This is a genomic window from Streptomyces sp. NPDC093094 (genome assembly GCF_044754345.1).
Taxonomy (GTDB): domain Bacteria; phylum Actinomycetota; class Actinomycetes; order Streptomycetales; family Streptomycetaceae; genus Streptomyces.
In genome coordinates, this window is the sequence record NZ_JBIVOX010000016.1 from 25,976 (window position 1) to 43,179 (window position 17,204).

Here is a 17,204-nt window from a genome sequence, read left to right on the forward strand (position 1 = left end):
GTAGCCTGCGGGGGCCATGACCTCGAACGACCCTCCCCGCGGCGCCGGTACGTCCGGCGGACGCAGACGCGCGCTCGGGCGCGGTCCTGGAGCCGTGGAGCCCGCCGCGGAACCGGCTGAGGCGCCGGCCGAGAAGTCTGTCACCGGGCGAGTCGCGAAGCCGGTGGCCGGACCGGCCACCGAACCGGCTGAGGCGCCGGAGGTGGAGCCCGTCACCGGACCTGCCGCCGAACCGGCCGACGGGCCGGTCGCCCGGCCCGTCATCGGGCGGGCCGCGGAGCCGGTGGCCCGGTCTGCCGCCGGGCCGGCCGTGGAGCCGGTCGCCGAGTCGGCCGTGGAGCCCGTCGCCGGGCCGTCGGCCGGGGAGCCGGGGTCCGGTGCGCCGGGGGCGGAGGAGGCACCCGACGGTGTCTTCAAGGTGCGGCTCGCCAACTTCGAGGGTCCCTTCGACCTGCTGCTCCAGCTGATCTCCCGGCACAAGCTGGACGTCACCGAGGTCGCGCTGTCGAAGGTCACCGACGAGTTCATGGCGCACATCCGGGCGATGGGGCCGGACTGGGACCTCGACCAGACGACCGAGTTCCTCGTCGTCGCGGCCACGCTGCTCGATCTGAAGACCGCCCGGCTGCTGCCCGCGGCGGAGGTGGAGGACGAGGCCGACCTGGCGCTGCTGGAGGCACGGGACCTGCTGTTCGCGCGGTTGCTCCAGTACCGGGCGTACAAGCGGATCGCGGAGATCTTCAGCGGCCGCCTGGACGACGAGGCACGCCGGTACCCCCGTACGGTCGGCCTGGAGCCGCAGCTCGCCGACCTGCTGCCCGAGGTCGTGATCAGCATCGGCGCGCAGGGGTTCGCCGCGCTCGCCGTCAGGGCGATGCAGCCGAAGCCCAAGCCGCAGGTGTACGTCGACCACATCCACGCGCCGCTGGTCAGCGTGCGGGAGCAGGCCGGGATCGTCGTGGCACGGCTCAGGGAACTGGGCGAGGCCAGCTTCCGGTCCCTGGTGGAGGACACCGAGGACACCCTGACGGTGGTGGCACGCTTCCTCGCGCTGCTGGAGCTCTACCGGGAGAAGGCCGTCGCGCTGGAGCAGGAGGCGGCGCTCGGCGACCTGCTGGTGCGCTGGACCGGCGGGCACGGGGACGGGACGCCGAGGGTGACCGACGAGTTCGACCGGCCGCCCGAGGAGCCGGAGGAGGAGAGGAAGCCGTGAACGAGCGAGCCGGCGAAGCCGGGGCCGGGGCGGACGGTGTCGCCGGGCTCGGCCTCAAGCCCGCCCTGGAGGCGGTCCTCATGGTCGTGGACGAGCCCGCGGCCGAGGAGCACCTGGCGAGGATCCTCGAACGGCCCAGGCGGCAGATCGCGGACGCGCTGCGCGAACTGGCCGACGAGTACACCGTGCAGGGCCGCGGCTTCGAGCTGCGCTTCGTCGCGGGCGGCTGGCGGTTCTACACCCGCCCCGAGTACGCCGCGGCCGTCGAGAAGCTCGTCCTGGACGGGCAGACGGCCCGGCTCACCCAGGCGGCTCTGGAGACCCTGGCCGTCGTCGCGTACCGCCAGCCGGTCAGCCGCAGCCGGGTCTCCGCCGTGCGCGGAGTCAACTGCGACGGCGTCATGCGCACCCTCCTCCAGCGCGGTCTGGTCGCGGAGGCGGGCACGGAACCCGAAACAGGTGCGATCCTGTACGTGACGACGAACTACTTCCTGGAGCGGATGGGCCTGCGCGGTCTGGACGAACTCCCGGAGCTGGCGCCCTTCCTCCCGGAGGCGGACGCCATCGAGGCCGAGAGCCAGGAAGGGGTGCCGTCGTTCGACCCGGACGCTCCCGACGAGGGCCCGGGCGCAGACGACGAACACACGACGACGACGGACATTTGATGCGAAGCAGCGGCAGCGGCAGCGGCAGGAACGGCGGGCGGGGCAACTACCGCGGTGCCGGCAACAGCAGGGACGACCGGCAGGGGCAGGGCCGCCCCCGCAAGCCCCGCCCCGAGGAGCGCCGCTACGACGTCGGCCCCGGCGCGACCCAGGACGGCCCCAAGTCCGGGCGCGGCGCCTCCGCGCGCGGCGGCGCCAAGGGCGGCCCCCGGCAGTCCCAGCAGGGCGCGGGACGAGGCCGTACGGCCCCCGCGCGCTCCCGCGAGTACGAGGCGCGGGCCGAGGAGCGCAACCGCGAGCGGTACGCGGGCAAGAAGGACGTCAAGCCGCCCAAGACCTTCCCGGGCGCCGAGCAGGAGGGCGAGCGGCTGCAGAAGGTCCTGGCGCGTGCGGGCTACGGCTCCCGGCGTGCCTGCGAGGAGCTGATCGAGGACGCCCGTGTCGAGGTCAACGGGCAGATCGTCATGGAGCAGGGCCTGCGGGTCGACCCGGAGAAGGACGAGATCAAGGTCGACGGCCTGACCGTCGCCACGCAGTCCTACCAGTTCTTCTCGCTGAACAAGCCCGCGGGCGTCGTCTCCACGATGGAGGACCCCGAGGGGCGGCAGTGCCTCGGGGACTACGTCACCAACCGTGAGACGCGGCTCTTCCACGTCGGCCGGCTCGACACCGAGACCGAGGGCGTCATCCTGCTCACCAACCACGGCGAGCTGGCCCACCGGCTGACCCACCCGAAGTACGGCGTGAAGAAGACCTACCTCGCGCACATCGTCGGCCCGATCCCGCGCGACCTGGGCAAGCAGCTCAAGGACGGCATCCAGCTGGAGGACGGCTACGCCCGCGCCGACCACTTCCGGGTCGTCGAGCAGACCGGCAAGAACTACCTGGTCGAGGTGACCCTGCACGAGGGCCGCAAGCACATCGTGCGCCGCATGCTCGCCGAGGCCGGGTTCCCGGTCGACAAGCTCGTGCGGGTCGCCTTCGGTCCGATCACCCTCGGCGACCAGAAGTCGGGCTGGCTGCGGCGGCTGTCGAACACCGAGGTCGGCATGCTGATGAAGGAAGTCGACCTCTAGGACGCACCCGGAGCTTGTCACCGGCATCCACCCCCTTTTATAGTCAGGACGACTATAAAAGGGGGTGGATGCCGTGGACGACTACGACAAGCACGCGTACGAGCCCTTCGCCGTCACCGTCGACCTGGCGGTGCTCACCCTTCGCGACGGCGCCCTGCACGTCCTGCTCGTCGAGCGCGGACAGGAGCCGTACGCCGGCCGCTGGGCCCTGCCCGGCGGCTTTCTGCTGCCCGAGGAGTCGGCCGAGACCGCCGCCCGGCGGGAGCTGGCGGAGGAGACGGGCCTGGCGGACGTCACGGGGCTGCACCTGGAGCAGCTGCGCACCTACAGCGAACCCGGCCGCGATCCCCGTATGCGGGTCGTGTCGGTCGCGTTCACCGCGCTGCTGCCCGACGCCCCCGAGGCGCGGGGCGGCGGGGACGCGGCGCAGGCCCGCTGGGTGCCGTACGGCGCGGCGGGGCCGCTCGCCTTCGACCACGGACGCATCCTGGCCGACGCCCACGACCGCGTCGGCACCCGGCTCGAACACACCTGCCTCGCCACCGCCTTCTGCCCGCCCGAGTTCACCCTCGGCGAGCTCCAGCAGGTCTACGAGACGGTCTGGGGCACCCCGCTGGACCGGCCCAACTTCCGCCGCAAGGTGCTCGCCACGTCCGGCTTCGTGGAACCCGTGCCCGGTGCCTCCCGGCTGACCGGCGGCCGCGGCAAACCGGCCGCCCTCTACCGCGCGGGCCCCGCCGCCGCACTGCACCCGCCCCTGCTCCGACCGCCCCGGGAAGGACGTCCCGCATGACCGTCTTCGAGAGGAAGCACGCCGCCACCGGAGCCCTGCTGGGCCTCGCGCTCGGCGACGCGCTCGGCCGCCCGACCGAGTTCAGCACCGTGGAGTCGATCCTCTTCCGGTTCGGGCCGTGGCGGGAGATGCGGCTGCCCGAGAAGGCGCTCGTCACCGACGACACCCAGATGACCCTCGCCCTCGGCCGCGGTCTGCGCACCGCCATGGACCGCGGACACCTCGCGCCCGAGCGGCTGGAGCGGCCGGTGCGCGAGGAGTTCGTGGACTGGTACCGGTCACCGGAGAACAACCGGGCACCCGGCCGCACCTGTCTCGTCGCCTGCGATCTGCTCAGGACCGAGGGCCGGCTCTGGCAGGACGCCTCCCAGATCGGCTCCAAGGGCTGCGGCGCCAACATGCGCGTCGCGCCGGTCGGACTCGTCCCCGGGCTGAGCGACGAACAGCGGGCGGGCGCCGCCCAGTTGCAGTCCGGCCTCACCCACGGGCATCCGACCGCGCTCGCCGCGTCCGACCTCACCGCGCACGCCGTACGGCTGCTCGCGCAGGGGACCGGGCCGGACGAGCTGGTCGGGCACCTGCGGTCGTACGCCCTGGAGAACCGCACCCGCTACCACCACACCTGGCTCGGTGACCTGTGGACCCGCGCCCAGGACCCGAGCCCCGAGCACTTCGTCGCGCGCGGCTGGGACGACTGCCTGGGCGTCCTGGAGCGGCTGGAGGCCGCGCTGCGCGACCCCGCGCCGGAGGACGACCCGTGCCTGGCCACCGGGGAGGGCTGGATCGCCGAGGAGGCGCTGGCGACCGGGCTGCTGTGCTTCCTGCTCTTCCCCGACGAGCCCCTCACCGCCCTGCGCCGGGCCGCCTGCTCCTCCGGCGACTCCGACTCGATCGCCTGTCTGGCGGGCGCCTTCGCGGGCGCGTACCTGGGGGCGCGGGCGTGGCCCGACGCCTGGGCCGACCGGATCGAGCACCACGGGGAACTGATCGCGCTCGGGGCGCTGTGGGACGAGTGACCGGACCGGGGCCCGCCGCCCCCGGCGTGTCTCACGGGACGGGCGGCGGACGCCGGACCCGCGGGGGCTGACTAGGCTGGTGCCGCGAAACAGTCGTACATCAGCGAGGAGCGGTGCGGTGGCGGTACGAGCGGTCCGGGGGGCCGTGCAACTGGAGCGGGACGAGGCCGGCCACATGGACGAGCAGGTCGGGGCGCTGCTCACGGCCGTCCTGGAACGCAACGGCCTGACCGCCGACGATCTGATCAGCATCTGGTTCACGGCCACGCCCGATCTGCACAGCGACTTCCCGGCGGCGGCCGCCCGCAAGCTCGGCATCGTCGACGTACCGCTGATCTGCGCCCAGGAACTCGACATCGAGGGCGCCATGGCCCGGGTCGTACGGATCCTCGCGCACATCGAATCCGACAAGCCCCGCGCCGACATCGCACACGTCTACCTCGGTGCGGCGGCCGCCCTGCGCAAGGACATCGCCCAGTGAGGACCGCACTCGTCATCGGAACCGGGCTGATCGGCACCTCCGTCGCCCTGGCCCTCGCCCAGCGCGGCGTCGTCGTGCATCTGTCCGACCACGACCCGGAGCAGGCCCGCACCGCGGCCGCCCTCGGCGCCGGCACCGACGAGGCGCCCGCCGGCCCGGTCGACCTCGCGGTGGTCGCCGCCCCGCCCGCGCATGTGGCCACGGTGCTCGCCGACGCCGTCCGCCGGGGCGTGGCCCGCGGCTACCTCGACGTGGCGAGCGTCAAGGGCGGGCCGCGCCGCGAGCTGGAGGCGCTCGGCCTGGACCTCACGACGTACCTCGGCAGCCATCCGATGTCCGGCCGCGAGAAGTCCGGGCCGCTGGCCGCCACCGGCGACCTCTTCGAGGGCCGCCCCTGGGTGCTCACCCCGACCCGGGACACCGACACCGAGGTGCTGAACCTCGCCCTGGAGCTGGTCTCGCACTGCCGGGCCGTCCCCGTCGTCATGGACGCCGACGCCCACGACCGCGCGGTGGCCCTGGTCTCCCACATGCCGCATCTGCTCTCCAGCATGGTCGCCGCGCGCCTGGAGCACGCCGAGGACGCCGCCGTACGCCTGTGCGGGCAGGGCATCCGCGACGTGACCCGGATCGCCGCGTCCGACCCGCGGATGTGGATCGACATCCTCTCCGCGAACCCCGGGCCGGTCGCCGACCTGCTCACGGAGGTCTCCGCCGACCTCGACGAGACGGTCCGGGCGCTGCGCGCCCTGCAGTCCTCCGACGAGGACAAGCGCCGCGAGGGCGCCGCCGGCGTCGAGGACGTGCTGCGGCGCGGCAACGCCGGCCAGGTCCGGGTGCCCGGCAAGCACGGGTCCGCGCCGCGCGTCTACGAGACCGTGGCCGTGCTCATCGACGACCAGCCGGGACAGCTGGCCCGTATCTTCGCGGACGCCGGCCTGGCCGGCGTCAACATCGAGGACGTGCGCATCGAGCACGCGACCGGGCAGCAGGCGGGCCTGGTGCAGCTCATGGTGGAGCCGAAGGCCGCGCCGGTGCTCACCGCGGCCCTGCGCGACCGGGGCTGGTCGATCCGGCAGTGAGCCGTGGGCCCGCGGCGGCGAGAAGGCGGCGGGCCCCCGGCGGGCTGCGGTGCCGGGAGGGTCGCGGCGGGCGGCGGGCGGCGATGTCTCGCACGGTCTGCGGGGCCGGCGGACGGCGGTGCCGGGACGGTCGCGGTGCCCGGCGGGCCGCGGTGCCGGGGCGGGCGACGGGCGGCAATGTCTCGCACGGTCTGTGGCGCCGGACGGTCTGCGGGGCCGGCGGACGGCGGTGCCGTGGCGGTCGCGGTGCCTGGTGGGTCGCGGCGGGCGGCGGGCGGCGATGTCTCGCACGGTCTGTGGCGCCGGACGGTCTGCGGGGCCGGCGGACGGCGGTGCCGTGGCGGTCGCGGTGCCCGGTGGGTCGCGGTGCCCGGAAAGCCGCGGTGAGCCGGCCGGCGGCGGTGCCGGGAAGGCGGCGGGAAGGGGTGTGCCCGAGGGCCGGTAACCTTGTGCGGGGCGCCCTCGCGCCCCGCACCCCTCCCGCCACACCGCACCAGGAAGGTGTCCCTCCGTGGAAAACGGCGCCGCCCAGTCCGTGATCGTCGCCATCGACGGTCCCTCCGGCACCGGCAAGTCGAGCACGTCGAAGGCCGTCGCCGCGCAGCTCGGCCTGAGCTACCTGGACACCGGCGCCCAGTACCGGGCGATCACCTGGTGGATGGTGACCAACGGGATCGACATCGACGACCCGACCGCGATCGCCGCCGTGACGGGCAAGCCGGAGATCGTCTCGGGCACCGACCCGGCCGGTCCGACGATCACCGTCGACGGCATCGACGTCTCCGGCCCGATCCGCACCCAGGAGGTCACCTCCCAGGTCAGCGCCGTCAGCGCGGTGCCCGAGGTGCGGACCCGGATCACCGAGCTCCAGCGGTCCATCGCCGCCTCGGCGGAGCGGGGCATCGTGGTCGAGGGCCGGGACATCGGCACCACCGTGCTGCCCGACGCCGACCTCAAGATCTTCCTGACCGCCTCGCCGGAGGCCCGTGCCGCCCGCCGCAGCGGTGAGCTCAAGGGCGCGGACGTCCACTCCACCCGCGAGGCGCTGCTCAAGCGGGACGCGGCCGACTCCAGCCGCAAGACCTCGCCGCTCGCCAAGGCGGACGACGCGGTCGAGGTGGACACCACCGAGCTGACCCTCCAGCAGGTCGTCGAGTGCGTCGTCACCCTCGTCGAGGAGAAGCGGGCCGGGCAGTGAGCGTGGAGCGCGGGGAGGCGGGCCCTCCCTCGGAGCGCGGCGCCGAGGTCGGGCGCCGGATCGGCGTCGGCCTGATGTACGGGCTGTGGCGGCCGCGGGTGCTGGGTGCCTGGAAGGTGCCCGCCACCGGCCCGGTGATCTTCGCGGTGAACCACAGCCACAACATCGACGGCCCCATGGTCATGGGAGTGGCGCCGCGGCCCACCCACTTCCTGATCAAGAAGGAGGCGTTCATCGGCCCCCTGGACCCCTTCCTGACCGGCATCGGCCAGCTGAAGGTGGACCGCACCACCGCCGACCGCACGGCGATCACCCGGGCCCTGGGCGTGCTGGAGAGCGGCGGCGTCCTCGGGATCTTCCCCGAGGGCACCCGGGGCGAGGGCGACTTCGCCTCCCTGCGCGCCGGACTCGCCTACTTCGCGGTGCGCGGCGGCGCCCCGATCGTGCCGGTGGCCGTGCTGGGAAGTTCCGAGAGGCGCGGACGGTTGATAAAGGGGCTGCCCCCGCTGCGCAGCCGTGTCGACGTCGTCTTCGGCGACCCGTTCGATGCGGGGGACGGCTCCGGGCGGCGCACGCGCAAGGCGCTGGACGAGGCGACCGAGCGCATCCAGAAGCAGCTCACTCTCCACCTGGAAAACGCCAGGCGTCTGACCGGGCGCTGAGCGACACTGAGTAGTGGATCACCCCGAAACGGGCACTCCACCGATCACCACGATGAACGACGAGGTACGGACTTCATGAACGACCAGATCCAGCCCGGCGGCTCGGACCACTTCGAGCACGACCACGGGGCACTCGGCGACGCCGAGTACGCGGAGTTCATGGAGCTCGCCGCGGAAGAGGGCTTCGACCTGGAGGACGTCGAGGGCGCGATCGAGGCGGCCGGGCACGGCCCGCTGCCGGTGCTCGCCGTCGTCGGCCGTCCCAATGTCGGCAAGTCGACCCTGGTGAACCGGATCATCGGCCGCCGCGAGGCCGTCGTCGAGGACAAGCCCGGTGTCACCCGCGACCGCGTCACCTACGAGGCCGAGTGGGCGGGCCGCCGCTTCAAGGTCGTCGACACCGGCGGCTGGGAGCAGGACGTCTTCGGTATCGACGCGTCCGTGGCCGCGCAGGCCGAGTTCGCGATCGAGGCGGCCGACGCGGTGGTCTTCGTCGTCGACGCCAAGGTCGGCGCCACCGACACCGACGAGGCCGTCGTACGGCTGCTGCGCAAGGCCGGCAAGCCCGTGGTGCTGTGCGCCAACAAGGTCGACGGTCCGAGCGGCGAGGCGGACGCGTCCTACCTGTGGTCGCTGGGCCTCGGTGAGCCGCACCCGGTCTCCGCGCTGCACGGCCGAGGCACCGGCGACATGCTGGACGCCGTCCTGGAGGCGCTGCCCGAGGCGCCCGAGCAGAGCTTCGGCGGCGCCGGGGCCGGCGGCCCGCGTCGCATCGCCCTGATCGGCCGCCCGAACGTCGGCAAGTCCTCGCTGCTGAACAAGGTCGCGGGCGAGGAGCGCGTCGTCGTCAACGAGCTCGCCGGCACCACCCGCGACCCGGTCGACGAGCTGATCGACCTCGGCGGCGTCACCTGGAAGTTCGTCGACACCGCCGGTATCCGCAAGCGGGTCCACCTCCAGCAGGGCGCCGACTACTACGCCTCCCTGCGCACCGCGGCCGCGGTGGAGAAGGCCGAGGTCGCCGTCATCCTGATCGACGCCTCCGAGAACATCTCGGTGCAGGACCAGCGCATCGTGACCATGGCCGTCGAGGCCGGGCGCGCGGTGGTGGTGGCCTTCAACAAGTGGGACACCCTCGACGAGGAGCGCCGCTACTACCTGGAGCGGGAGATCGAGACCGAGCTGGGCCAGATCGCCTGGGCGCCCCGGGTGAACGTCTCCGCGCGGACCGGCCGGCACATGGAGAAGCTGGTCCCGGCGATCGAGACGGCTCTCGACGGCTGGGAGACCCGTGTGCCCACGGGCCGGCTGAACGCCTTCCTCGGCGAGCTGGTCGCGGCCCATCCGCACCCGATCCGGGGCGGCAAGCAGCCGCGCATCCTCTTCGGCACCCAGGCCGGCACCAAGCCGCCGCGGTTCGTGCTGTTCGCGTCCGGCTTCATCGAGGCGGGCTACCGGCGCTTCATCGAGCGCCGGCTGCGCGAGGAGTTCGGCTTCGAGGGCACCCCGATCCACATCTCGGTGCGGGTGCGCGAGAAGCGCGGCGCCAAGAAGAAGAAGTAGCGGTGTGACGCACGGATGCGGGGCGGCCTCCACCGGAGGCCGCCCCGCATCCGTGCGGGTCACTGCCCGCGTGTCCCCGGCGGCAGCGCGGCCGGCACATGTGTCATCGTGCCGTGCTGCCCGAGCAGTCCGATCCGCTGCCACTGCGGCTGCTGGCCCGTGCCGGTCCGCGCGCTGTTCGCGCCCGCGCTGTAGGCGCTGTACGAGCTGCTGTACGACGACGGGTTCTGGCTGTCGTACGAGCCCGAGCCGTACGACCCCGACCCGTGCGGGCTGCTGCCGAACGCGGTGAAACCCAGTGCCTCCTCGCCGCTGCGGTCACCGGGCAGCGAGCGGAAGGTCTTGACGTACTCGGCGTAGAGCCTGTCGTAGATCGGCGTGGCCGATGGCCCGTTCTGGGAGTCGTGAGCCGCCCGCGCCGAGGGGATCGGCGGCGGGACCTGGCGGCGGGGGGCGTCGTATGCGTGCACGTATGTCCAAACGACCGGCCAGTTGAAGAGATGCGGTGGTGCGGCGCCCCCGAGGGGCGCGGGGAACCGCGCGAGCGACCGGGAACGCCCTGGGGCCCCGGTCCGCTCACGGCGTCCCGCTCGGCGCAACCGCGTCAGGTGCCGGCGAGAGGCAGCGTCGCACCGACCAGCTGCCCGCCCCCCGCGGCCTTGTCCAGCGCGTCACGCAGCAGGTCCTCGCGCGGCTGGCGGCCGATCGAGCCCACCGGCGCGGCGAACATCAGCACCTGCTGGTGCTTGTTCGCGGCGGCCCGCCACCCCTCGGTCACCTGGAGCGGCTGGTGCGCCTGCCACCAGGCCACCGGCTGCCCGCCGTTCGGGCCGGGCTGGAGCACCGCGTGCAGCTGGCCCATGGCGAGCAGCACCGACCAGCCGTGCTGCACCGGCGGCACCGCCGACAGTTCGGTGACCGGCATGAAGCCCTGCTCGATCAGCAGCGGCAGGAAGTCGTCGCCGGCCGCGACGGAGCCGGGGCGCACGATCGGGCCGGTCGGCTCGACCACCAGGGCGGGGTGCAACTCCCCGGCGATCAGCACGAGTCCGCTGGTCACCCCGAGCACGGCCTGCTCGGCGACGACCTTGCCGGGGTCCAGGTCGACGGTGTCGCCGCTGATGGAGCGCACGGCACCGCGCAGCTGCTCCTCGGTGACCTGGACGACCTGCGAGGGCAGGCAGGTGGCGTGGGCGAAGGCGAGGACGGCGGTCTCGTCACCGACGAAGAGGACGGTGCTGGTGCGCTCGTGCTCGGAGTCGCCCGGGGTGCGGCAGGAGGTGCAGTCGTAACCGCCGGGGGCGTGGTCTCCGGCGAGCAGCCGGTCTGCTTCTTCGTCGCCGATCTCGGCGCGTACCTCGTCGCTGAGGTCGAGCATGCGCGGCACGGGTGGCTCCCTAGAGATGCGGGGTGGGCGAGGCCGGACGGCCTCATGAAGATGACAACGGGGGACCTGTGGCGGGGGTCACGCTGCTCCACGAACGGAATTGCGCCATCCGACGCGCAGGGTCACATGCCGTACGGAATCGGCCACTCAATGTCAAGTAATCGGAAATCAAAGAAACTTGACGCGGTGAGCTGGGTCACAGAACGCCACGCGGCCTGTTCGAAAAATCAGGAAATTCAGGAATGAAGCGGGCTCCCGCAATGCGCGGATACCGCCGGTAACGCCGAACTGGCCTGCCAGGACGGGAAGTTGGTTGAGATCGGCTCACCACGCTCCGTACATTCATCGGCCGTGTGCAACGAGCACCGCTCGGGTACGTCCGCCGACCGCACCAGACCAGTTCGACAGCACGACCCCCTCCGGCGGACGGGGCGGAGCACGCAGAACGCGCCGACGCGCGGGAGCGTGCCCTGCTTCGGGGACCCCGGGTCCGTAGAGAGGGATGCTCATGTCCGAATGTGCCGATACCACCTACGACAGCTCCTCCCGCAAGGCGCGTACGACGGCGGCTCTCGCCGGGGCGGTACTGCTCGCCCCGCTCGGCCTGCTGGCCGCGACAGGCGGCGCCCACGCGGCGGACGGCGGAGTGTGGGACCGCATCGCCCAGTGCGAGAGCGGCGGGAACTGGCACATCAACACCGGCAACGGCTACTACGGCGGACTCCAGTTCTCCGCCGGCACCTGGAGCGCGTACGGCGGCACCGCCTACGCCCCGACCGCCGACGGCGCGAGCCGTGAGCAGCAGATCTCCGTGGCCACCAAGGTCCAGCAGGCGCAGGGCTGGGGCGCCTGGCCCACCTGCTCGGCCCGGGCCGGCGCCTACGGCGGCGCCCCCGCGGACACAGGGACCCCGGCCTCGGACACCCGGAGCACGGAGCGGACCCGGAGCGCACCGAGCACCCCCGAGGCGGCCCCGGCCCGGCCCGCGCAGGCACCGGCACGCACCTCGGGCCACACCGACCGCAGCGCCTCGCGCGGGGACTACACCGTCCGCCGCGGCGACACGCTCAGCGGCATCGCCGCCCGCAACGGCACCAGCTGGCAGAACCTGTACGCGGCCAACAGGGCCGTCATCGGCGCCGACCCCGACCTGATCGTGCCCGGACTGCGCCTCGACGTCTGAGCCGCGCGGCCTCCCGGCCCACGGCACCGCCCCGCCCGGTCCGCCGACCGGGTGGGGCGCCGCCCGTGCCGGGCGCGGCTCGACCGGCCGGGCGCCGGCCGCGGCCTAGCGTGGCCCGATGCCTCACCCGCACCCGACGGCCCGCCCGCGGCCGACGCCCCGCCTCCGGCGGACCGTGCTCACCGGACTCGTCACGGCCCTGCTCACGTCGCTCGCCGCTCCGGCGGCGCACACCGCACCCCTGCCGCCCGCGCCGGCCGCCGCCCCGCGCGCGCCCTACACCTGCACCGGCGACCAGTGGCCCTGGGGCTGCGTCGCCGAGTGCGAGAGCGGCGGGAACTGGCACATCAACACCGGGAACGGCTTCTACGGCGGACTCCAGTTCTGGCAGCCCACCTGGGTCGGCTTCGGCGGCCTGGAGTACGCCCCCCGGGCGGATCTCGCCACCCGCGCCGAGCAGATCGCCGTGGCCGGCGAGGTGCTGGCCGTCCAGGGCTGGTCGGCCTGGCCGGTGTGCTCGAAGCGATACGGGCTCTCCGGCCGGATGCACACCGTGAAGCGCGGCGACACCCTCTCCTCCCTCGCCCGCAAGTACGGCGTCCAGGGCGGCTGGCAGGCGTTCCACGCGGCCAACGAGAAGACGCTCGGCGACCACCCGGACCGGCTGCTGATCGGGATGCTGCTCGTCATCCCGAAGAACTCGGGCCGGGCGCAGGACCCGCTCGGCCATGTCCCGGCGGTGTTCGGTCCGCCGCTCACCGCCGCTCCCACCCTGCCGATTCCCCGCTGAGGACCACCGAGCCCCGGCGCAGCTCGTACACGAACGCCGGCCTGCCGAACAGCGCCTCGGGCAGCCGCTGTTCGGCGAGCACCACGCACGCCTCCAGCCCCGCCAGCAGCTCGTAGGTGCGGGCTGCGGTCCGCGGCGACATGCCCTGGGCGGGCTCGTCGACCAGCAGCACCCGCGGCCGGGACAGCAGCGCCCGCGCCAGGGCGAGCATCCGCTGCTCACCGCCCGACAGGGTGCCCGCCCGCCGGTCGAGGAGCGGGGCGAGCTGCGGATAGGCCGCCAGGGCGGGGCCGGGTGCGCGGGCGGCCAGCTCCAGGTTCTCGCCGACGGTCAGGGAGGCGAAGACGGCCTGCCGTTCGGGCACCAGGCACAGCCCGCGGCGGGCCCGCCGGTGCGGGGGCAGCCGGGTCACGTCGGCTCCGTCCCACACGACCGCGCCACCGGACAGGGGCACGGTTCCGGCCAGGGCCCGCAGGGCCGTCGTCCGGCCGGAGCCGTTGCGGCCCAGCAGCACGGTCAGACCGGGGGAGGGGGCGGCCAGGGTGACGCCGTGCAGGGCCTCCAGGGGGCCGTAGCGCACGCGCGCGTGGCGCAGGGAGATCGTCATGTGTCCGTCCGGCGTGGCTCGTGCGGGTCGAGGATCCGGCCGGGCGGCCCGCCGACGACGATCCGGCCGGCCGCCATCACGTGCACGACGTCGGCCAGGCCGGCCACCAGATCGAGGTCGTGCTCCACGACGAGCAGGGCGGTGCCGTCGGCGGCCACCGCCGCGAGGACGCGGGCCAGCGCGGTGACCTCGGCGGTGTCCAGACCCGCGGCGGGTTCGTCGAGCAGCAGGACACGGGGGCCGCCGGCCAGGGCGCGGGCGAGTTCCACGCGCCGGAGGGTGCCGGTGGGCAGACCGGCGGCCGGGCGGTGCCGTACGCCGTCCAGGCCGAAGAGCGCGAGCGCCCGGTCCGTCGAGCCCGGCCCGCCGCGGCCCTGCTCGGCGCCCACCCGGACGTTCTCGGCCACGGTCATCGAGGGGAACACCGCGAGCTGCTGGAAGGACCGTGCCAGACCGAGGCGGGCGCGGGCGTGGGCGGGCAGGGCGGTGATGTCACGGCCGTCCAGCAGGACCTGGCCGCGAGCGGGGCGCAGGGTCCCGGCGAGACAGTCGAACAGGGTGCTCTTGCCGGCGCCGTTGCGCCCCACCACCGCCGTGACCCGGCCGGGGAGCACCGAGAGGTCGACCCCGTCCAGGGCGGTGAAGCCGCCGTAGCGGACGACCAGGCCGCGGGCGTCGAGCAGCGGCGCCCCGGCGGGGGCACCCCCCGCCACGGAGGCCCCGCCGGCCTTCGGCACCCGCGCCTCCTTCGGGGAGACGGGCGCCTGCACCGGGGGCGGGGGCGTCGGTGCTGCGGGTTTCCCGGAGGGGGTGGCTTTCGGTGGTTGTGTCTGGGCGGGAGCGGTGGGGGGTTGTGGCGGTGCGGGGGGTTCGGGGGTGGGCGGCTGCGCCGGGCCCGGAGGGGTCGGCGGTGCGGATTTCCGGGAGGGGGTGGCTTGCGGTGGTCCTGGCGGCACGGAGGGCCCGGGGGGCCCGGGGGCGGGTGCCTGCGCCGGGGGCGGGGGCGTCGGTGCTGCGGGTTTCCCGGAGGGGGTGGCCCTCGGGGGCTGGGCCTTTCCCGGAGGGGCCGGGGGTTCGCCGGTGAGCGTGGCGTCACGCAGTCTTGTCCGCGCCCGGGTTCCCGCCGGGGTCAGGGTGAGCGTGGCCCGTGGCCCCAGCCGGGCCGCCGCCGAGCGGAGCGCCTCGTAGGGGCCGCCCGGGAACCGGCCCACCAGCACCGCGAGCACCCCGACCAGGGCCGCGGCCACGCCACCGCGGGCGCCCGCGTCCAGGCCGACCAGCAGTGCCGCGGCGGCGAGGGCGCCGAGGGTGCTGTCGGCGCCGAGGACGACGACGGCGGCGAACCAGAGCAGGCCCCGGACGGGGTCGTAGGCGGCCGGGTCGAAGGCGCGCAGCCCCATGCCGAGCAGGCCGCCGCCGAGCGCGGCGAGCGCGGCGCCCACGACGAACGCCAGCAGCTTCAGGGACGGGACGCCGACGCCCGCCGCCGACGCGCCCGCCTCGTGGTCCCGGATCGCCGCCAGGGCGCGTCCGGTGCGGCCCCGGCGCAGCGCACGCACCGCGAGGACCGCCGCCGCGAGCACCAGCAGCTCCAGGACGTAGTAGGCGCGGTCCCCGTCGAACCCGGCCGGACGGCCCAGCGACAGTCCGTGCGTGGCGTAGGGCTGGGCGAAGACGAAGCGGCTCACCCCGACCCCCACCGCGAACGTCGCGAGGGCCAGCGCGAGACCGTGACGGCCGATCGCCGGCCAGCCGGTCAGCAGGCCCAGCGGGGCGACCAGCAGCACGGCCACGGCCAGCGCCGCCAGCTCGGGCAGACGCGGCAGACCGGGGAAGCGCCCTGCGGCCAGCAGGGCGGTGAACAGGGCGCCCAGACCCGCGTACGCCGCCTGCCCGAGCGAGATCTGGCCGCCCCGGCCGGTCACCACGACCAGCGACAGCAGCACCACCGCCAGGGCCGGCACCTGTACCGCCGTGTGCAGGTCCGAGCCCGCGAAGCCCAGCGGCAGCAGGAACAGCAGCACCACCACGAGGCCCGTGCCCGGCGGGGCCGGAACCCGCGCGGTCACCGTGCGCGGCAGCGCGTCCCGTCCGCCGACACCCGGCAGCACCAGCGCGGCGACCAGCAGCGCCACCACGAACAGGTTGGCCCCGACCGCCTGGAGCAGCGGCTCGCCCCAGCCCGGGGGATGCAGCCGCGTCAGCTGGCTCTGCGCCACCCCGATGCCGAGCGCCACCACGATCGCCACCGGCAGGCTCCGCATCCGCGCGGCCACCGCGACCGCCACGACCTCCATCACCAGCAGCGGCATGCCGTACGGGTCCAGCCGGACGTACGGCGCCAGCAGGACGCCCGTCAGACCCGCGGTGAACGACCCGAACGCCCACCCCGCCGCCGCGACCCGGTCGGCGTCGATACCGCCGAGGACGGCCAGCCCCCGGTCGTCCACGACCGCGCGCAGCTCCCGCCCGAACCGGGTCCGGCCGACGACCGCGGCCACGCCCGCGGCGAGCACGAGCACCACCGCCAGCTGTGTCCACGGGTCCGCCCCCGCCAGCTCCGGCGCGTCGTCGCGCGCGCCCTGCCCCCACAGCAGCGCCGCCCCGCCGACCAGCAGCACGAACACACCGATGGAGGCCACCAGCGTCTGCGCCGGATCGCCGCCGAGGACCGCGAGCGGACGGAAGACGAAACGCTCCAGCAGCACCCCGATGCCCGGCGCCAGCACCAGCAGCGTCACCGCCGCCCCCAGCCACAGCGGCCAGCCCCACCCGACCACGCACTGCCGCAGGGCATAGGCGCACACCATGGCGACCGCCCCGTGCGCGAGGTTCAGCACGCCCGTCGCGCGGTACGTCACGATCAGCCCGATCCCGGTGAGCGCGGTGGCGGCGCCCACCGACAGGCCGGCCAGGGTCAGGTCGTAGGTGAGCGAGGACATCAGGTGTCCGCCGCGGCCGGTTCGCAGACGGGGCAGGGCCGCAGCTCCCGCCTCGCCCGCAGCTCCGCGTCCACCGCGACGGCCTCGGTCCTGCCGGTCACCAGCGGGCAGTCCGCACGGTGGAACAGCGTGCCGCCGGGCACCGCCCGCAGCTCGCGCGACACCGCCACGGGGCCCGGATCCGTCCGCCGTTCCTCGCCGGGCGGCTGCTCCGCCACCAGCAGCCGGTACAGCTCCTCCACCCGCGCGGCGGCCACGGCGTCCCGGCCGCGGGCCAGCAGCACCGCGCCGGCGACGATCAGGGCCGCGCCGGGGATCGTGCCGGAGGCCAGGTAGGGCAGCTGGCGCTCGGCGAACCGCTCCCCGGAGACGCCGTACCAGCCGATGACGCACAGCACCGCCCCGGCCGCGAGCGCGGTCCAGCCGGCCCACAGCACAGGATGCCCGGGCCGCGCCCGGAGTGTCCTCAACGTCGGCATCGTCGGCTCCCACACGTGAAGTGCTGGCGGTATGTCCAAGTCGGCCAATGGCTTGCACTATGCCTTC

The 17,204-nt window shown here is 74.5% G+C and carries 17 protein-coding genes; 12 read left to right on the forward strand and 5 right to left on the reverse strand.

Annotation, left to right across the window (positions count from 1 at the left end; all coding sequences use genetic code 11):
• Positions 1 to 16: 16 nt before the first annotated feature.
• The 10 genes from ACIQGV_RS29370 (at position 17) to der (ending at position 9,749) form a co-directional block, all read left to right on the forward strand.
• A complete protein-coding gene (locus ACIQGV_RS29370) occupies positions 17 to 1,213 on the forward strand; it encodes a segregation/condensation protein A (protein WP_402499519.1) in 1,197 nt (398 codons plus the stop codon).
• Positions 1,210 to 1,878, forward strand: a complete 669-nt coding sequence (gene scpB, locus ACIQGV_RS29375) for an SMC-Scp complex subunit ScpB (protein ID WP_402499521.1) — start codon at positions 1,210 to 1,212, stop codon at positions 1,876 to 1,878. Before ACIQGV_RS29370 ends, scpB begins: the two co-directional genes overlap by 4 nt.
• Positions 1,878 to 2,954 carry a pseudouridine synthase gene (locus ACIQGV_RS29380; RefSeq protein WP_402499523.1) on the forward strand — a complete coding sequence of 359 codons (1,077 nt, stop codon included), beginning with the start codon at positions 1,878 to 1,880 and terminating at the stop codon, positions 2,952 to 2,954. The genes scpB and ACIQGV_RS29380 overlap by 1 nt, the downstream gene beginning before the upstream one ends.
• 73 nt (positions 2,955 to 3,027) lie before the next feature.
• Positions 3,028 to 3,747 (forward strand): NUDIX hydrolase, encoded by a 720-nt coding sequence (locus ACIQGV_RS29385; RefSeq protein ID WP_402499525.1) that lies wholly within the window; start codon positions 3,028 to 3,030, stop codon positions 3,745 to 3,747.
• Positions 3,744 to 4,763 (forward strand): ADP-ribosylglycohydrolase family protein, encoded by a 1,020-nt coding sequence (locus tag ACIQGV_RS29390; protein WP_402499527.1) that lies wholly within the window; start codon positions 3,744 to 3,746, stop codon positions 4,761 to 4,763. The genes ACIQGV_RS29385 and ACIQGV_RS29390 overlap by 4 nt, the downstream gene beginning before the upstream one ends.
• A 118-nt stretch (positions 4,764 to 4,881) precedes the next feature.
• Complete coding sequence (gene aroH, locus ACIQGV_RS29395; RefSeq protein ID WP_402499529.1) at positions 4,882 to 5,244, forward strand: chorismate mutase; 363 nt, start codon at positions 4,882 to 4,884, stop codon at positions 5,242 to 5,244.
• Complete coding sequence (locus tag ACIQGV_RS29400) at positions 5,241 to 6,326, forward strand: prephenate dehydrogenase (protein ID WP_402499532.1); 1,086 nt, start codon at positions 5,241 to 5,243, stop codon at positions 6,324 to 6,326. Before aroH ends, ACIQGV_RS29400 begins: the two co-directional genes overlap by 4 nt.
• 511 nt (positions 6,327 to 6,837) lie before the next feature.
• Complete coding sequence (gene cmk, locus ACIQGV_RS29405) at positions 6,838 to 7,524, forward strand: (d)CMP kinase (protein ID WP_402499535.1); 687 nt, start codon at positions 6,838 to 6,840, stop codon at positions 7,522 to 7,524.
• Complete coding sequence (locus ACIQGV_RS29410) at positions 7,482 to 8,186, forward strand: lysophospholipid acyltransferase family protein (protein ID WP_402499537.1); 705 nt, start codon at positions 7,482 to 7,484, stop codon at positions 8,184 to 8,186. The genes cmk and ACIQGV_RS29410 overlap by 43 nt, the downstream gene beginning before the upstream one ends.
• A 75-nt stretch (positions 8,187 to 8,261) precedes the next feature.
• Positions 8,262 to 9,749 (forward strand): ribosome biogenesis GTPase Der, encoded by a 1,488-nt coding sequence (der, locus tag ACIQGV_RS29415; protein WP_402499540.1) that lies wholly within the window; start codon positions 8,262 to 8,264, stop codon positions 9,747 to 9,749.
• A gap of 59 nt (positions 9,750 to 9,808) precedes the next feature.
• On the opposite strand, the gene ACIQGV_RS29420 is transcribed toward der, so the two are convergent.
• Both ACIQGV_RS29420 and ACIQGV_RS29425 read right to left on the reverse strand, forming a co-directional pair.
• Positions 9,809 to 10,219 (reverse strand): hypothetical protein, encoded by a 411-nt coding sequence (locus tag ACIQGV_RS29420; RefSeq protein WP_402499541.1) that lies wholly within the window; start codon positions 10,217 to 10,219, stop codon positions 9,809 to 9,811.
• 134 nt (positions 10,220 to 10,353) lie between these two features.
• Complete coding sequence (locus tag ACIQGV_RS29425) at positions 10,354 to 11,136, reverse strand: hypothetical protein (RefSeq protein WP_402499543.1); 783 nt, start codon at positions 11,134 to 11,136, stop codon at positions 10,354 to 10,356.
• A 508-nt stretch (positions 11,137 to 11,644) separates the two neighbouring features.
• On the opposite strand from ACIQGV_RS29425, the gene ACIQGV_RS29430 reads away from it, so the two are divergent.
• Both ACIQGV_RS29430 and ACIQGV_RS29435 read left to right on the forward strand, forming a co-directional pair.
• Positions 11,645 to 12,319 carry a transglycosylase family protein gene (locus ACIQGV_RS29430; RefSeq protein ID WP_402499544.1) on the forward strand — a complete coding sequence of 225 codons (675 nt, stop codon included), beginning with the start codon at positions 11,645 to 11,647 and terminating at the stop codon, positions 12,317 to 12,319.
• 118 nt (positions 12,320 to 12,437) lie between these two features.
• The gene (locus ACIQGV_RS29435; RefSeq protein WP_402499546.1) at positions 12,438 to 13,109 is read left to right on the forward strand and encodes a transglycosylase family protein; all 672 of its coding nucleotides are present in this window, start codon (positions 12,438 to 12,440) and stop codon (positions 13,107 to 13,109) included.
• Here ACIQGV_RS29435 and ACIQGV_RS29440 read toward each other — a convergent pair.
• From ACIQGV_RS29440 to ACIQGV_RS29450, 3 genes are read right to left on the reverse strand one after another with little or no spacing between them, the layout of a single operon-like run.
• Positions 13,075 to 13,716 (reverse strand): ABC transporter ATP-binding protein, encoded by a 642-nt coding sequence (locus ACIQGV_RS29440; RefSeq protein WP_402499548.1) that lies wholly within the window; start codon positions 13,714 to 13,716, stop codon positions 13,075 to 13,077. The two genes, ACIQGV_RS29435 and ACIQGV_RS29440, sit on opposite strands and share 35 nt — an antisense overlap.
• A complete protein-coding gene (locus ACIQGV_RS29445; protein WP_402499551.1) occupies positions 13,713 to 16,658 on the reverse strand; it encodes an ATP-binding cassette domain-containing protein in 2,946 nt (981 codons plus the stop codon). The genes ACIQGV_RS29440 and ACIQGV_RS29445 overlap by 4 nt, the downstream gene beginning before the upstream one ends.
• The gene (locus ACIQGV_RS29450; protein WP_402499554.1) at positions 16,658 to 17,128 is read right to left on the reverse strand and encodes a hypothetical protein; all 471 of its coding nucleotides are present in this window, start codon (positions 17,126 to 17,128) and stop codon (positions 16,658 to 16,660) included. The genes ACIQGV_RS29445 and ACIQGV_RS29450 overlap by 1 nt, the downstream gene beginning before the upstream one ends.
• Positions 17,129 to 17,204: the final 76 nt, after the last annotated feature.

Coding starts and splice junctions, on each gene's coding strand:
- der (WP_402499540.1), top strand. CDS start 8,262: ATGAACGACCAGATCCAGCCCGGCGGCTCGGACCACTTCGAGCACGAC.
- ACIQGV_RS29380 (WP_402499523.1), top strand. CDS start 1,878: ATGCGAAGCAGCGGCAGCGGCAGCGGCAGGAACGGCGGGCGGGGCAAC.
- ACIQGV_RS29430 (WP_402499544.1), top strand. CDS start 11,645: ATGTCCGAATGTGCCGATACCACCTACGACAGCTCCTCCCGCAAGGCG.
- ACIQGV_RS29370 (WP_402499519.1), top strand. CDS start 17: ATGACCTCGAACGACCCTCCCCGCGGCGCCGGTACGTCCGGCGGACGC.
- ACIQGV_RS29440 (WP_402499548.1), bottom strand. CDS start 13,716: ATGACGATCTCCCTGCGCCACGCGCGCGTGCGCTACGGCCCCCTGGAG.
- ACIQGV_RS29445 (WP_402499551.1), bottom strand. CDS start 16,658: ATGTCCTCGCTCACCTACGACCTGACCCTGGCCGGCCTGTCGGTGGGC.
- ACIQGV_RS29390 (WP_402499527.1), top strand. CDS start 3,744: ATGACCGTCTTCGAGAGGAAGCACGCCGCCACCGGAGCCCTGCTGGGC.
- ACIQGV_RS29435 (WP_402499546.1), top strand. CDS start 12,438: ATGCCTCACCCGCACCCGACGGCCCGCCCGCGGCCGACGCCCCGCCTC.